Origin of the sequence: Terrimonas sp. (assembly GCF_003075435.1) — a bacterium.
Taxonomy (GTDB): Bacteria; Bacteroidota; Bacteroidia; order Chitinophagales; family Chitinophagaceae; genus Agriterribacter.
Window position 1 is genome coordinate 18,719 of sequence record NZ_QCZJ01000029.1, and the last position, 16,701, is coordinate 35,419.

At 41.4% G+C, this 16,701-nt stretch carries 12 protein-coding genes; 6 read left to right on the plus strand and 6 right to left on the minus strand.

Annotated features, from left to right (window positions below; translation table 11 throughout):
* Positions 1–15: 15 nt before the first annotated feature.
* The 3 genes from nrfD to DC498_RS21870 form a co-directional block, all read right to left on the minus strand.
* Positions 16–1,458, minus strand: a complete 1,443-nt coding sequence (gene nrfD, locus DC498_RS21860; protein WP_116876291.1) for an NrfD/PsrC family molybdoenzyme membrane anchor subunit — start codon at positions 1,456–1,458, stop codon at positions 16–18.
* Between the two features lie 78 nt (positions 1,459–1,536).
* Complete coding sequence (locus DC498_RS21865) at positions 1,537–4,695, minus strand: TAT-variant-translocated molybdopterin oxidoreductase (RefSeq protein ID WP_116876292.1); 3,159 nt, start codon at positions 4,693–4,695, stop codon at positions 1,537–1,539.
* Between the two features lie 74 nt (positions 4,696–4,769).
* The gene (locus DC498_RS21870) at positions 4,770–6,020 is read right to left on the minus strand and encodes a c-type cytochrome (protein ID WP_116876293.1); all 1,251 of its coding nucleotides are present in this window, start codon (positions 6,018–6,020) and stop codon (positions 4,770–4,772) included.
* A 236-nt stretch (positions 6,021–6,256) separates the two neighbouring features.
* Here DC498_RS21870 and purN point away from each other — a divergent pair, with 236 nt between their 5' ends.
* From purN to DC498_RS21900, 6 genes are all read left to right on the plus strand, one after another.
* Positions 6,257–7,306, plus strand: coding sequence for a phosphoribosylglycinamide formyltransferase (purN, locus tag DC498_RS26605; RefSeq protein WP_240628074.1), 1,050 nt, complete (start codon positions 6,257–6,259; stop codon positions 7,304–7,306).
* A 43-nt stretch (positions 7,307–7,349) separates the two neighbouring features.
* Positions 7,350–8,411, plus strand: coding sequence for a zinc-binding metallopeptidase family protein (locus DC498_RS21880; protein WP_116876294.1), 1,062 nt, complete (start codon positions 7,350–7,352; stop codon positions 8,409–8,411).
* 100 nt (positions 8,412–8,511) lie between these two features.
* On the plus strand, positions 8,512–9,366 hold the full coding sequence (locus tag DC498_RS21885; protein WP_116876295.1) for a hypothetical protein: 855 nt from the start codon (positions 8,512–8,514) through the stop codon (positions 9,364–9,366).
* 99 nt (positions 9,367–9,465) lie between these two features.
* Positions 9,466–10,263, plus strand: coding sequence for a hypothetical protein (locus tag DC498_RS21890; protein WP_133176941.1), 798 nt, complete (start codon positions 9,466–9,468; stop codon positions 10,261–10,263).
* Between the two features lie 114 nt (positions 10,264–10,377).
* The gene (locus DC498_RS21895; protein ID WP_133176942.1) at positions 10,378–13,452 is read left to right on the plus strand and encodes a sensor histidine kinase; all 3,075 of its coding nucleotides are present in this window, start codon (positions 10,378–10,380) and stop codon (positions 13,450–13,452) included.
* Positions 13,442–14,197 carry a LytR/AlgR family response regulator transcription factor gene (locus tag DC498_RS21900; RefSeq protein WP_116876298.1) on the plus strand — a complete coding sequence of 252 codons (756 nt, stop codon included), beginning with the start codon at positions 13,442–13,444 and terminating at the stop codon, positions 14,195–14,197. The genes DC498_RS21895 and DC498_RS21900 overlap by 11 nt, the downstream gene beginning before the upstream one ends.
* On the opposite strand, the gene DC498_RS21905 is transcribed toward DC498_RS21900, so the two are convergent.
* The 3 genes from DC498_RS21905 to DC498_RS21915 form a co-directional block, all read right to left on the minus strand.
* The gene (locus tag DC498_RS21905) at positions 14,192–14,422 is read right to left on the minus strand and encodes a 4a-hydroxytetrahydrobiopterin dehydratase (protein WP_116876299.1); all 231 of its coding nucleotides are present in this window, start codon (positions 14,420–14,422) and stop codon (positions 14,192–14,194) included. The two genes, DC498_RS21900 and DC498_RS21905, sit on opposite strands and share 6 nt — an antisense overlap.
* 79 nt (positions 14,423–14,501) lie before the next feature.
* Positions 14,502–14,936, minus strand: coding sequence for an IPExxxVDY family protein (locus tag DC498_RS21910; RefSeq protein WP_116876300.1), 435 nt, complete (start codon positions 14,934–14,936; stop codon positions 14,502–14,504).
* A 101-nt stretch (positions 14,937–15,037) separates the two neighbouring features.
* Positions 15,038–16,687 carry a M20/M25/M40 family metallo-hydrolase gene (locus DC498_RS21915; RefSeq protein WP_116876301.1) on the minus strand — a complete coding sequence of 550 codons (1,650 nt, stop codon included), beginning with the start codon at positions 16,685–16,687 and terminating at the stop codon, positions 15,038–15,040.
* Positions 16,688–16,701: the final 14 nt, after the last annotated feature.

The window sequence follows — 16,701 nt, forward strand, 5'->3', positions numbered from 1 at the left end:
GCGCGCACATCATCGTTAATGATGATCATGTGTTTTAGCATAAAACTCTTCAACACTCAGGTTCTCAAGATCAGCCATTTTCTCTTTATAACTTTCACCGGAGGTTTTCAATATACTCTTGATTTCCGCTATGGCTATCACAGGGAAATATTTAGAGAAAAGGAAATAACAGGTGAAGAATAAACCAAATGTTCCTAAATAAAATCCTATTTCAAATATTGTCGGGCGGTAGTACAGCGACCATGAAGAAGGAAGATAATCGCGGTAAAGAGAAGATACAATGATCACAAAACGCTCAAACCACATACCCACGTTCACCACTATACTCATAAAGAATGTAAACCCTATATTCCTTCTTAATTTTTTGAACCAGAACAACTGCGGAGAAATTACGTTACAGGTCATCATGAGCCAGTAGCTCCAGCCATAAGCACCTGCAATACGGTATTTAAAGAAGATATCATACTCGTATGGGTTTGCACCATACCATGCAATGAATAACTCAGTAAGATAGGCACAACCCACTATTGAACCGGTCAGCACAATTACCTTGTTCATAGCCTCTATGTGGCCAAGCGTGATATAATCCTGCAGATTCATTACACGGCGCGTGATCAGCATCAGCGTTTGTACCATCGCGAAACCGGAGAATACCGCACCCGCAACGAAGTAAGGCGGGAAGATGGTAGTGTGCCATCCTGGTACTACTGAAGTGGCAAAGTCGAAAGATACGATCGTGTGCACTGACAATACCAGCGGCGTACTTAAACCGGCGAGTACCAGTGAAAGGCTTTCATGCCTTTGCCAGTGTTTGGTAGAACCGCTCCATCCAAAAGAAGCGATACCGTATAATAATTTACGAAGTTTTGTTTTAGCGCGGTCGCGAACGGTTGCAAGGTCTGGTAGCAAACCGGAATACCAGAAAAGCAATGATACGGTAAAGTATGTTGATATCGCGAACACGTCCCACAACAACGGTGAGTTAAAGTTAGGCCATAAAGGACCACGTGTGTTGGGATAAGGCATTACAAAGAAAGCCATCCAAACCCTACCCATGTGCCATATAGGGAACTGACCGGCACAAATTACCGCGAAAATCGTCATCGCCTCAGCGGCGCGGTTTACACCGGTTCTCCAGCCCTGGCGGAATAATAATAAGATAGCAGAAATAAGTGTACCGGCGTGACCAATACCAACCCACCATACAAAGTTGGTGATATCCCAACCCCAGCCGATGGTTTTACCAAGGTTCCACTGACCGATACCATAGGTAACATCCCTATACAAAGAATAAACACCAAATAACAAAAGCGCTATCGAAATATAAAAACCAATATACCATAAGCGGGTAGGTTTGGCTTCGATAGTATACACAATATCTTCCGTTACCTGATTGTAGGTTTTTTCTCCATCTACCAGTGGTTCCCTGACGAAAGATTCGTATTTGATCAAACTCATTGACTACTTAATTTTCTTGCAATCCTGTCGGACGCGTATTATGGTTGATAATTCTGATCTTTAATTCTATCTCTGTTCTTAATGTGCAGCTTCGTGTACTGCTTCTTTCTGCTCAGTTCCCTCATGCACTTCTTCTTTTACACCTACCGGTCTGTCAGTATTCCTGATTTTAGCAAGATAGCTGATGTTAGGTAACACATGTATCTGTTCAAGTGCATAGTAAGTGCGCTGGTTTTGTTCCTGGTTACGCAGTTTGTATACCTGGCTTTCTTTATCGTTAACATTGCCAAATACAATGGCGCCTGTTGAACATGCCTGCATACAAGCTGTTTTCACATCTCTTATTAATGAAGGATCGTGTGATTTTTTAGCTTTCAGCTTAGCATCCTGCAAGCGCTGAACGCAGAATGAACACTTTTCGATCACACCACGGGAACGAACCGTTACATCAGGGTTCAATACCATCCTGGTAAGATCATCGTTCATCTGTAATACTGCTGCATCCAGTCCGCCTACAATACCAAATTCCTGGTTATCAGGGAAGCTATCCGCGCCGGTATAATCAGCCCAGTTAAAGCGACGAACTTTGAAAGGACAGTTATTAGCGCAATAACGTGTACCAATACAACGGTTATACGCCATCTGGTTCAAACCTTCTGTACTGTGGTTGGTTGCAGATACAGGGCATACGTTTTCGCAGGGCGCATTATCGCAATGCTGGCAAAGCATCGGCATGAAAACCACGTTCAGGTTATCCCCTTCTGAATCATCCCTGTATGTTGCATAATACCGGTCAATACGCAGCCAGTGCATTTCATGCCCGCGCATTACCTCACTTCTGCCTACAACAGGAACGTTGTTTTCTGCAGTACATGCAATAGTACAAGCCCCGCAACCTGTGCAGGCATTAAGATCAATGCTCATTCCCCAGTGTGCGCCGGGAGACTCATATACCGGGTAAAGCGTAGCTTCATCGCGGAAGTTGTGCGTCTTTTTCGCAAAGTCTTCGGCCAGTTCTTCACGGTAATGCAGTACCGCGTCAGGATTTTTCCTGAAATCGGCAAGTGAATATTCTTTCACCGCTTCCACACGACCTTCATACTGGTTGTGCGTTTGTGTATAGGCAATATTATAAGTATCGCCTGTTTTTTTGTAACCGCTTACGTCAGTTAAATAATATTGACGGGTTGCGCCTTTGGCTTCAACCAATGGGTAGGCATTATAGCCAATGTTTGCACCGGCCTTACCAACACCTTCTTCTCTTCCATAACCCACAGCTAATGCAATTACTTTAGGATGCATACCTGCTATTGCCAGTATCGGCAGCTTTACAGGTTTACCACCTATAGTAAATTCAATAACCGGCTTTTTGGTTTCTACTTCATAATGATCATCCAGCGCTATACCAAGTTCTTTAGCCATAGCATAGGATATCATTACATAGTTATCCCATGTAGCGCGGCTGATAGGGTCAGGCATTTCCTGTAACCAGGGGTTATTGGCATTTTGCCCTGAGCCCAAAGAAACTTTCTGGTATAAAACCAACTCAACATTAGCACCGCCTTTTATGGCAGATACTTTTGAAGCCGCATCTGCTACACCAGCGTTGTTAAAGGCGGAGCCGGCTACAGCCACTGTTTCAGGTTCTACCACACCATCCTGCAATGCTTTATCAAAAGCATACTGGCTGCCGAGTTTGCCAATCCAGTATTTCTTAAAATAATCTTCGTAGTCAGCAGCATTACCACTCCATTTTAATAAAGAAGTCTGGAATGGTCTTGTCTGGAAGATATGTTCAATAGTAGGCTGCATCAGGCTGAAAAAACCTGTGCGTGCTTCCGCATCGCCCCAGCTTTCTAAAAAGTGAGGATGTGGAATAATATATTTACAAAGTGAGGATGTTTCATCAGCCCTGTCGTTAAACGAAACTGATAATTTCACTTTCTGTAAACCGGTTTTAAATGCTTCCGCATTCGGATAGTTGTAAGCAGGATTAGCTTCGTAAACAAGCAGTGTTCCAATGCTTCCTGCATTCATATCTTTTACCAACTGGTCCATCTCACTGTCAATACCCTGGCGTGTTAACACCGGGGTTGCCCAGTTAATGGTTGTTCCGTTAGCCCCAACTAATTCGTTTATAGCGTTTACAACAATCTGTACATTAGGATCATTGCTTCCGCAAACCACCAACGCCGCACCTTTGTTGGAGGAGAGTAATGAAGCAGTGATGTCTATACCTTTCTTCACTTTATCATCCGCAATAGCCGGAGCGCTTACACCGCCGCCTAATTTAGCCAGCAGGTTCAATGCCACCGCTCCTATTTCAGAAGGGCGAACAACAAAACGATCATCCGCATTTGCACCTGTTAAGCTGAGCACACCTTCAAACTGGATATGCTTGCTCATTTCAGGGTTTTTCTGGTTTATCCTGCGACCGGCAGCATACTGGCTTGCGAACTCTTCGCTGCTTAACCAGGTACCGAGGAAATCAGCATCAAGACTTACAATAACTTTTGCCTTATCAAACTGGTAGGCGGGTAAAGCTTTTTTCCCGTAAGTAGCTTCATTGGCCAGTAACATACCGCTGTAGGAAACAGCGTCGTATTGTACATGGCGACCGCCCGGGTATTTCGCTAAAAATTCGCTGATAACCTGTTTGGTAGAAGGAGAATTGATGGTTGAAGTAAGCAGCACTACTGTTCCGCTTATTCCTTCCATAATTTTTTTATCGAGTGCAGGAGAAAACTGTAGTTCTTTTAATTCCTTATTCACCACCTCGGCAGGCCAGCGCAGGCGTGCCATATCATATAAATCAAGCACAGAAGCCTGAACACGGGCTGAAGTACCTTCACCTTTATTATTCAACACAGAAAGCGCATTCCCTTCCACTTTAATAGGGCGTCCGTCTCTTACTTTAGCCACAATAGGAACAACATCACCTTCAGACACATAAGTGGTAGCATAGTATTGTGCTACACCAGGGGTAAGATTTTCGGGCTTGCTGAGATAGGGAATACTTTTTCTAACCGGCATTTCACAACCTGCAGCTACTGCCGCGGCCGCTGTGCTGAAACCTACATATTTCAGAAAGTCTCTGCGGGGAGTCTTTGCATCCAACAGCCCTTTAGAATTATCTAAAACGGGCAGGTCTTCCTGAAACTCGTCTTTTACCAGTTTTTGGTATCCTTCCGTGTTGTTTAGTTCGCCCAGGTTTTGCCAGTACTTTTTTTGCTCCATTTATAAAGTAATTTGAGAATTTATTCCGCTATTACGCAGAATGAAAACGCATACATCCTTTCAATCTGCCATTATTAATAGTGGCATTTCTGACATTCCAGTCCTCCGATCATTTCTACAGTTACACTGTCAATCTTCTTATTCCTGATATCCTCATGGAATTTTTCGTATATACTATAGAATTTATTATCCTTGAACTGAACTTTAGTAGTGCGGTGACAGTTAATACACCAACCCATGCTTAAATCAGCAAACTGTTTCACTTCATCCATTTCGGTAATATTACCATGGCAGGTTTGACATTGTTGCTGTCCTACAACCACGTGTTGAGAGTGATTGAAGTATACGTGGTCGGGAAGATTATGTATACGAACCCATTCGATAGGCTTGCCTTTTCCGGTGTATTTTTGTGCAGTTTCATCCCAGCCTGCATAGCTGTATAATTTCTTGATCTCAGCAGTTCCGTTCACTTCTGTGCCATCCGCTTTTACTAGCTTAGGACCTTTTTCATAAGTGTTGATGGCCATGTGGCAGTTCATACATACGTTAACAGAGGGAATTAACGCCTGTTTGCCTTCCTGCGCGCCGGTATGGCAATATAAACAGCTGATCTGGTTTATACCAGCGTGTACTTTGTGAGAATAATATATAGGTTGCTCAGGCTCATAATTTTGCTGGCGGCCTAAGCCAACTGCGCCCTGTATGGTATAATAACCACCCACAAGGAACAATACTATAATTCCCATTGCTATATACACTTTGTTTCTCCAGAAGGGCACAGGTTCCTGTGCTGGAATGCCTTCCTTATCGTCAGACATTTTGCGCAGGTTGCTGTTTACCTGTAAAAGCGTAAGCGCAACAACAGCAAGTATTAAAGTAAGTACGCCAAATAATAAGGTATTATCGCTTTCGGGAGCTTTTACTCCATTAGGAGTGTTATTATTATCTGTAGGAGGAGGTGGAGGAGTATTAATAAAGGTAGCGATCGCATCGATCTGAGCTTCGGTCAGATCAGGAAACCCAGTCATTATCACACCATTATACTCATTCTTTAAGCCCTGAGTATAGGAGTCAGATGCCATAAAACCGGCAGGATTATGAATCCAGGCATATAATTTTTTCCTGTCGCTCCATGGGCCTCTTTCTTCAAATCCTCTTAGCGCCGGACCAGTCAGTTTTTTATCAAGACTGTGACAAGTAGCACATTTTTGATTAAAAATTGCCTTTCCATCCTGTGCATTTGCTGAAACAACAAGGAAACTAAACAAAAACACAAACGCTGATCGAGAAAAAACCTTTTTTACAGTTCGTAAGTGGTAGCTCATTATATCCTAAGGAGTTTGTATGATGTGGACGTATCCGTTTGGCTGCAAAAATAGGTCAGTACGCCCATAAAATATTAACATTTTGGAAAAAAATTTTTGTAGGCCTGGCCTGCATTTCAGCTGATTATACTTTCATAACTTTTTTTTTGTCATGTTTTTGTAAGGCATTTAAGTCATTATATTGTCATTTTTTTAGATGCAAAACTTTCGTTGTTTTTGCGCAATTTGCAGCCACAATGCTCAAAAAGCTACAACAAAAATGGAAGGTAAGCGGCAGGCAACTCTTTATTATACTATGCGTGTTTGCCATTACCGGCACCACCACTGCCTGGCTTACCAGGGTAATTACAGGTTGGGCAGGCTTTACCGCTGAAACGTTCTGGTTGTGGAGATTGTTGCTTCGACTGACCATGCTGGTAATAGGTTACCAGGTAATATTATTAAGTGTTGCTTTTATTTTCGGGCAGTTTCCCTTTTTCTGGCAATATGAAAAGAAAATGCTGAGATGGATGCGAGGGAAGCGGTCGGCAGGGAGCGGTCAGCTATCAGCTGTCAGCTATCAGCCATCAGCGGTTAGCGGTGATCAGCAGTTAACAGCGGCCGACGAAGCATCGGCAATATCCAGCCTGCCTGCGGACAGGCAGGACCCACAATCTCAAATTTCAAATCTCAAATCTCAAATCCCCAATAATTCCCCCATGTCTTCCCCTACCCGTCTCGCTGTTTTTGCTTCCGGAACCGGTTCCAACGCGCAGAAGATCATTGATTTTTTCAGGAATGATCCTTCCGTTGAGATAACATTAATTGTGAGCAATAAACCTGCCGCAGGAGTATTACAGATAGCCGGAAGAGAAAAAATAGCATCACTCATTATTGAGAAGGGGAAATTTTTCAACGGCGACGCCTATGTGGATGAGCTGAAGCAAAACAATATTGACTGGATCATTCTTGCCGGTTTCTTATGGAAAGTGCCGGCTGCATTGATACAGGCTTTCCCTGTCAGGATCATTAATATACACCCCGCGCTTTTACCCCAATATGGCGGTAAGGGAATGTACGGACACTTTGTACACGAAGCAGTAATTGCCTCAGGTGATAAACAAAGTGGCATCACTATACATTATGTAGATGAGCTGTTTGACCACGGGGCGCATATCTTCCAGGCACATTGTGATATTGAGCCCGGCGAAACCCCGGAAACACTGGCAAAAAAGGTGCAGGTGCTGGAACATAAATATTTTCCGGAGGTCATAAAGAAGCTTATTACAGAAAACGAGCCGGCATAAAGGCACGACTTTTTCTTAACAACAGGCACAAATATTTAGCTGTATGAAATTATTCACCTGCGCCAATTGCAGCAAACCCTTATATTTTGAAAATTATTTTTGCGAAAACTGCGGATTACAGGTGGGCTTTAATCCCGGCAGCATGGAATTTATGCCTGCGGTTGGTGAAGAAAACGGGTTGATCATTCCCTGGCATGCGGATATAAAAGACCAGTTGCGGTATTGCAGTAACCGGGTATATAATGCCTGCAACTGGTTAGTACCCGCCGGAGAGAACAGTTCATTTTGTAAAGCCTGTGAACTCAACCGCATCATACCTTCACTGGATAATGCAGATTATTTGCGACGATGGCAAACGCTTGAAATAGCCAAACACCGGTTAATATATAGTTTAATACAACTTAATCTCCCCATAGTAAGTAAAATAAAGGATCCGGTAGCCGGTTTGCTTTTTGATTTTATGGCTGATGATACGCAAAAAGTAATGACAGGTCATGATGAAGGCGTTATAACCATTAATATTGCAGAAGCAGACGATATTGAAAGGGAAATGGCCCGCCGTAACCTGGATGAAGTTTATCGCACGGTATTAGGTCACTTCAGGCATGAAGTGGGACACTATTATTGGGACAGGCTTATAAGAGATACCGGGTTGCTGAATGAATTCCGCCTGGTATTTGGCAATGAACAACAGGATTATGAAACCGCTTTAAATACACATTATTCGCAGGGTGCGCCGCTTAACTGGAATCAATCTTATATAAGCGCATATTCCACCATGCACCCCTGGGAAGATTGGGCTGAAACATGGGCACACTACCTGCATATTGTAGACACACTTGAAACAGCGCATGCATTTGGACTGAAAATACGACCAGCTTCAGAACTGGCTACAGACCTTGGGGTTTCCATCGCTGAGAACCCTTATCATATTAAGGATTTTGAAAAGATCATCAATCGCTGGCTGCCATTAACCGTAGCGCTGAATAGTTTAAACCGCAGTATGGGTCTACCGGATGCATACCCGTTTGTTATACCTCAGCCCGTTATACAAAAATTACAATTTATACACCAGTTACTGCATAAGCAAAGTATAGTTGCTTAGTAATAAATAATCCGCTTTCTCATTATTTACTACCGCTTTCTCAGTTTTGCTCCGCAAGAGCAATAATCTTCATTATTTATGTATTGATGAATACATTACAATGAAGACAGTACTTTTTTTTCTTATAGCCGCTGCTCTATTTACTTTTTCCTGTAAAAAAAACAATGGCAGCCAACCCGCACCTGATTTGCCTTACAGAATAAAGAATATACAGAATGGTCCGGAATACAAAAACTTTACCTACGATAACCAGGGCAGGGTGAGTAATATTGATTTTAACAACGGCTACTACCAATTTACCTATGCTGCCAATGAAATAACCGTGCAAACCTATTTTTCAAATGGCACGCCCGACCCAAACTGGAAATACTTATTCACAACAGAAGGGGGGAAAATAAAAAAAGGTAGCCGGTACTTATCAAACGGGGCTGTAGGGCGCAATTACTTTTTTGAATATAACAATACGGGGCAGTTGTGGACTACCTATATGAGCCTGCTGGATTTTACCGGTGATGAGATGGAGGATCACCGTTATTATTTTTCGTATGATGCACAACAACAACTTACCCAGGTAGCTTATACAAGAGACAACCGGAGCGGGAACAATCTTGTTAAAGCCGATTCTGTATCAACGACCATCAGTTATTATACAGGCAGGCCTTTTATACAATGGAAGCAGGTGGGTTTTGACTTTTTCGGACCGGCTTCGGGCGGGATTCAGCTTACAGGGCTGGAGATCATTCCTTTTTCATTTTTGTTTCTTGAAAACATCATCATGTCAGACAAGGCGGTTCAATCCATTGACACAAAAAAGTACAAATGGAATAGCGCCACTACTTCCTGGAGCGAGGCATCAGCGAATAACCGGGCTTATTCAGAAACTGATTATGTATACGATAGCAATGAGCTGCTGGTGAAATATAAAAACATCTCAATAACCTGGGAGTCGTATTAGTTGGATGCAATAATGCGTAAGGAAGATAGCTGTGCCGGCCTGTTTTGTAATAAACCATCCGAAGAGGATCACTTAATAGCAACAATAAAAAATAACTACATGAGAGCGCTAATAACCTTTTTTTTTGCAGGTGTATTTTTCTGCACACTCACGCAGTGCAAAAAAGGCAAGAACACGCCACAGCCGGTTGATAACGATGAAAAGAATGTTGTAGAAAATGGGCGCTATATCATCCGCTCAAAATATTTCTGCAATGGGGGCTGCTTTGTATTCCGCTTCGGGCAAAACTACGAGACAATCAACTGGGAGTGGACAACAAAAGAAAATCTTGAATCCATAAAACAGGATGCCGATCCTTTCAATTACTATGTTTGGAATATAGCAAAAACCGGCGCCATCGGGTCCGGCATTTACATTTATGCTGACCCGTTAAGCCCCGATGGCGTTAGTGAGAAGCTTACAAATCCGCTAAGCTATTACGCTATTTATCAGCAAATGCCTGATGGCAATTATAGTTACCTGCCGCAGGATGCATTGCCATACGGCTACACCGATGACCCCGCAGAAACAGGTGGCCCGTCAGCATACGTTTCTATGATAAATACGGATATATCGCCAGTCAGCAACGAGTTTAATCATGACCTTGCAAGGGTATTCATTCGCAAAATAACAGACAGTACCCGCAGGATCACCCTGATGCGCAATGGCATGTGGGCAACCTATTTTTCATTGCTTGTAGACCCTGACGGTTCAGCCTGCGATGACCTGGATAATACCAATTACTCGCATCCCGTGTGGAGAGGCACCTGGCTTTGCCCACACACAGCGTCTATCGGTAACGCATGGCATGTTGACGCCTGTTATACCAGCCAGGTAGTGCTGGAGAAAATAGATTAACCTCCTCCTGCCTTTTGTTTTCTAAGGATTTGTGCTAATTTGGTAAACCCGTCTCTCAGATAAAGGGAATATTGCTATTTGTACATAGAAGATAAAGCCATTTTAACCATTAATATGCTCCGAAACAAATGGATAGCGGTGCTTGTTATATACCTGTTTTGCAGTAGTGCCCAATCGCAGCAATTCATGTGGCAGAAGGATATCATTCATTTATCAACCAATAAAGAAAAGTACATCACCACAATGATTGGCGCTAAAGATGGTTTGCCATCTTCTGAAATACTTACCCTGTACCAGGATAGTAAAGGCTTTGTATGGATAGGAACATCTGTAGGTGTGAGCAAATATGATGGATACAATTTTGAAAACCATATTACCGCAGGCAAGAAGCAATTGGGGAAAATAAACAGTATAGTTGAAGATACGCTGCATAATACAATATGGATTATGAGCGATGCGGGCTTATCGTATTATCAGAACGGATACCTGCATCCCATTGTATTTGAAGAGGATGACATAACGGTATATGACATGGGCATTGACGGCAGGCATGTATACTGGATAGCTTCCGCTAAAGGCCCCGCGTATTATACTAAAGAAGAAATGTTGGGCATCATTCAAACAAAAAAAGGGAATATTGGTACTCATCTTATACCCCGATGGAAAAGCTCATTAAAAGAGGACAGCCTGGTAAGATTAATAAAGCCGGGCAATAACGGCAAGGTGTGGTTCAGCAGCAAAAGCATTATGTATTGTTATGATGGCAGGCACACCGCCCAGATATGGCGCTCATCCTCCTTCAACGATCAGATCAATACCATACTGCCCCACCAGGATAAAGTATTTTTTGTGAGTGCCATAAACGGCATTTTTGAATGCAGTGATACAAACAATGTAGCCGCGGTACCTTTTCAACGAACGCTCTCCGCTAATATTTACAAAGCAGGCGATACATTGTATTATATGTGTCTTGATGGTATATTCAGTTTCAATCCTCAAAATAATTCATTCAGCTTTTTATGTAAAATACCAGAGGCTGTTACAACATGGCTCTCATGTACAATGGTAGACAGGGAAAAGAATATATGGATAGGCATGCACGATGCACTGTTTTTGCAGCGGAAAAAAATATTTTATGAATACAAAAGCGGTAATGACAATATAGAGTTGTTCTGCGGTGCTGTAAAAAAAGACGGAGCCATTCTTTTTGGTGGCAACAGGGGTAGAATATTTACAAAAGAGGATACAAAGCTGGTAAATTATCTCGGCAAGCAAAAATCGGTTTGCTCCAGGTCAACGGTAGCGGCTATGTATGAAGACAAACAGGGATGGCTCTGGTTTGGCACCGCATACCAGGGCATTGCAATTCAGCAAAATGATCATCTGAAATTTCTAGATAAAACAAGCGGACTCGGCTGTAATCAAAATTATTTTTTTCTTGAAACTACTGATGGTGATATGTGGACGGGTGGTGATGGCTTTTTAACGAAATTAGGCAAACAGCAAAGTGGCGATTCAATTACCTGCACTACTTATGCTTCTTTGATGAGCGGCGATAACTGGTCTGTTTTTGTAAACGCGATAGAAGGTCCGGACAAAACAATCTGGGCTGCCGGTGCAAGAGGATTGTTTACATTTTCGGATGGAAAACTCAGTCAATATGCATTAAGAGACAGTACAGCTATCAGCATATCCGATATAAAAAAAACACATGGTAATGAAGTATGGCTCACCACTAAAGGCAACGGAATATGGCAATGCTATTTTGATGAGAAAGGATTATTGCAACTGAAAAAGAAATATAATACGGAAGACGGATTAAATACCAACAGCTACCTGAATATTTTGATTGATGAACAAAATAATATCTGGGCTGTAAGCTATTCCGGCATTTCAAAGATCGCTTTTGATCATAATAAGTTTTTTATCAGTAATTATACAGCAAACGATGGCTTCCCTGATAAAAATTACCAAAGTGCACGGTTGATGCAGGATAGCAATAAAACAATCTGGATCATTACATCAGACGGGCTTTCGTATTTTAATCCGCAGAGAGCTGCGCAGCCGGAAAAAAATCCGTTGATAGTATTGAATACGGTAAAAGCAGGAGACAGTATATATTACAGCAATAATACTGCATCTCAAAACCAGCCATTAATACTGCATTACAATGAAAACGAATTGTCATTTTCTTTTTCGGGCATACACTTCAGTAATCCTTCAGGCGTAAAATATTTTTACCGACTATCAGGCAGTGATTCATTATGGAAAGACAACGGCAATAACCGCGTAATTAATTTTGAGGGATTGCGCCCGGGCAATTATATGCTGCAAACAAAAGCCGTGGCAGGCAATAATGAAAGCGATATTATTGCAACCTACCTGTTCATCATACAAAAACCTTTCTGGCAAACCTGGTGGTTTTACGCCATTTGCGCGGTTATTGCAGGCGCAATAATATATGCCTGGATGAAGCAAAGAGAAAAAACGATACAAAAAGCCGCTGCTGAAAAAGCCGCTATTCAGAAACATATCGCCGAACTGGAAACCAAAGCGCTGAAATCTCAGATGAACCCACATTTTGTTTTTAACAGTTTAAATTCGATAGCTCACCTGGTAGCCAGCAACCAGAATGAAAAAGGCATTGAATATCTTACAAAATTTTCCAAGCTGCTGCGCATTATCCTGGAAGAGTCTGAAAACAATTTTGTGGACTTGAAAGATGAAATAAAAATGCTTGACCTGTACCTGCAGATAGAAGCGATGCGGTTTGGCGATACGTTTTCCTATAGTATTCAGATAGATGATACTGTTGAAGAAGATGATATAAGTGTACCTGCTTTGCTGCTTCACCCATTGGTGGAAAATGCGGTATGGCATGGGCTGTTGCATAAACAGGGGGAAAGAAGATTGACCATTCATTTTAAAAAGATAACGGAAGGCATATTACAGTGTACTATAAAGGATAATGGCATAGGCATTGAAGCGGCAAAAGCAATGAAAGAAAAACGACTGAACGGAATTACGCAACAATCAAAAGGAACACAGCTGGTAAAAGACAGGTTGAAAATGCTTGAACAGCAATTTGGGCAGCCCGTTCATTTAGCAATGGAAGATATACACTCAGATAATTATTCCGTCAGCGGCACAAAAGTAACCATTCAATTTCCTGTATTGTATGAAAGCTGAATTAAAAGCATTGATCATTGATGATGAGGCCATGGCATGCGATATGCTGGAATACCTGATATCACAACATATCAGTTCCATCACTTCAATAAAAAAAGCCACCAGTGCAGCCGAAGGTTTACAACTTATTCATTCTTTTTATCCTGATATTATTTTTCTTGATATACAGATGCCATTTATGAACGGTTTTGAATTGCTGAGTAAAATTCCCAAACACTATTTTAGTGTGATTTTCACAACGGCATATAGCAAATATGCCATACAGGCAATACGATTTAGTGCGCTGGACTATTTGCTGAAACCGGTTGATAAAGAAGAACTGATACACGCGGTGGAACGGCACATAAAACAGGGAGAAGAAAAAAAGCAGGTAAAAGCATTATACCTCAACTTTATCAACAACCTCAATAACAGGGAGCAAAAGCAACTCAGGCTTGCTTTACCCTCTTCATCAGGATTAAGGATTGTTTCGCCTGCTGAAATCATACATTGTACCGGCATTAATAACTATACTCAATTTCATTTGATCGACGGAACGAATACAATGGTGTCAAAAACAGTCAAGGAATTTGAGGAAATGCTATCGGTCTATGGATTTATACGAACGCATAAATCGCACCTCGTAAACAGGAAGCATATTAAAGAAATAAGAAATGATAATATAATTGTACTAAACAACGGGCAGCAGGTGGAAATTTCCCGGCGCAGGCAACACGAAGTAATGGAAGCATTGAAGAAGCTATAGCAGTGCGTCAATTTTGTCGGCCAACTTTCTATCTTTTTCAGTAACAATATTACCGGCGTCATGTGTGCTCAGCCATATTTCAACTTTATTATACACATTCGTCCATAAAGGATGGTGATTCATTTTTTCTGCAATCAATGCCACTCTTGTCATAAATGCAAAAGCTTCAGAAAAATCTTTGAACTCAAATTTCCTGTATAGTTGATTGTTTTTTTCAGTCCACATGGCAAATAATTTGAAATTGGTGATTTGAGATTTGAAAGAGGTGAATGAACCTGCTCATTTTTAATTTCAAATCTCAAATTTAAAATACTAAATGTATTTTATTCTTAATCTTATCCTTATCCAGTTCTGTTATAAGTTGAATACCATTTATCTCTTTTATTGATTTTTGTAAGGAAGCAATATAATCTTCATCTACCTCATCTCCTTTAAGCAACCAAAAAAAATCCAGGTGACGGAATTCAGGAAGAAGATACTCGCCATCAAACTGGTTGCTATAAATATAATGTTCCAAAAAACTCATGTCCTCCCTGTATTCATACACAGAAAAAAAATATTGTCTTCCTTTTTTTGACAACTGTATTTCTATATCACTATTGCGCCTGAAATCACAGCCCATTGCCTGGTTCAGCATCCAGCAAAAACGATAATCTTTTACCGGCGCCACAATACCAAGTATGCGTGTATCTGAAAAAAAATCTTCAGCAAGGGCGGTATTGTCGATGGATAGTTTCATGGTGAATGGTTACAAGTAACAGGTTTCTGGCTACATCATCAGCCGGGACACTCATAGCTTAAAGCTGAAAGCTGACGGCTGATAGCTTATAGCTGCTATCACTAAAACGTTACTTCAAATTTCATCTCCTCTTTTCCTCTCAGCACAGTAACAACAGTAGTTTGCCCTTTTTTAAATTTACCCAAAGCCTGCATATACGTTTCCATTGAGTTTATCTTATAATCACCTAATGCAGTAATAATATCTCCTGTTTTTATACCTGCTTTCTGCGCCGGTCTTCCATCACTCACACCATCCGCTCTTACTCCATCACCACTAAAAGTATAATCAGGCATTATACCAAGCGTAACTGAAAACCTTGCTGTAGTGGAGGTTTGCGCTTCTTTTGTAGGAGTAAAAGCAAGCTTGCCTTTTTTATTCAATCCTTCAACCAGCGATTGAATATATTTTATAATATACAGTTCACCGGTATAATTAACCTTATCTGCATCGTCAGAAGGTTTATGATAATCCTGGTGAAGCCCTGTAAAGAAAAACAGTACAGGAATATTTTTCCTGTAAAAAGAAGTATGGTCACTTGGCCCAACACCGCTTGAATCAATTTTTATAGAGAATGGAATGTTTTTTTGCGCGTAAACCACTTCGCTCCAGGTTGGGGAAGTGCCGAACCCGCCAATAGTAACCGCTTTTGCACTATCATTCATTCTTCCGACCATATCCATATTGATCATATAATTTGCCGAAACGATATCTATAGTAGGATGTTCTGTAAAATATTTCGACCCAAATAAGCCTAATTCCTCTCCCGAAAAAGCAATAAGCAAATAATTGTTCTTTTTGGCTTTCGATTTCTTAAGCAGCTTCGCAAGCTCAATCAGCGCCGCTGTTCCGCTTGCATTATCATCAGCCCCATTATAAATTTGCTTTTCTTTGCTCCTGCTCAATCCATTTCCGTCTTCTCCATATCCCAGATGATCATAATGCGCACCTATAATGATGGTTGAAGACGCCCCGTTGTCTACATATCCCACAACATTATGCCCTGTGCGCCCGCTCTGTCCTAAATCAACTTTGAGCCTGATATCATAAATAGCAGAAGCATCTTTCAGATATTTATTTTTTCCTGATTTTGCCAGGTATATCACCGGTATAGATAACACTTCTGATTTATCTTTCTTTTCAAATACAATACCATCATCAATAGTACCGCTGTTATATATGATCAGCGCACTGGCGCCTTTGTCTGAAGCAATTTTCGCTTCTTTCTTTATATAACCACTCATATCAAAATGAGGGTTATCCTTATTTTCTTCAACGGCGGCTTCTATATCTTTAAACCACGGAGCGCCTCTTTCAGAAAGGGAAATGGCTACCGGGGTTTCGGCTACTGATCCGTTAGGGCTGAATGGAAAAGGGAAATAATCTACCCCGGCGCTCATCTCTTTGCCATTCACCATAAATAATGTACCCGCGTTTATTTTTTTACCATCCTGTATATCAAATGCCTGGAGGTATGTTCCTTTATCGCCTTTTGGCGCAATACCTGTTATTTTAAATTGTTCACTTATGTATGCAGCAGCCTGCTTCTCTCCTTCTGTGCCTGCCCTCCTGCCTTCAAGTTTATCATCAGCAAGGTAATGCACCGTGTTTTTCAAATTTTCTATAATCTGCCTGTCGGCTTTTCTTAACTTTTGTGCAGATACAAAAAAACATTGCAGTAAAAGTGGTATCAGTAAAAAATGCTTTTTCATCCGGTAATAGTACA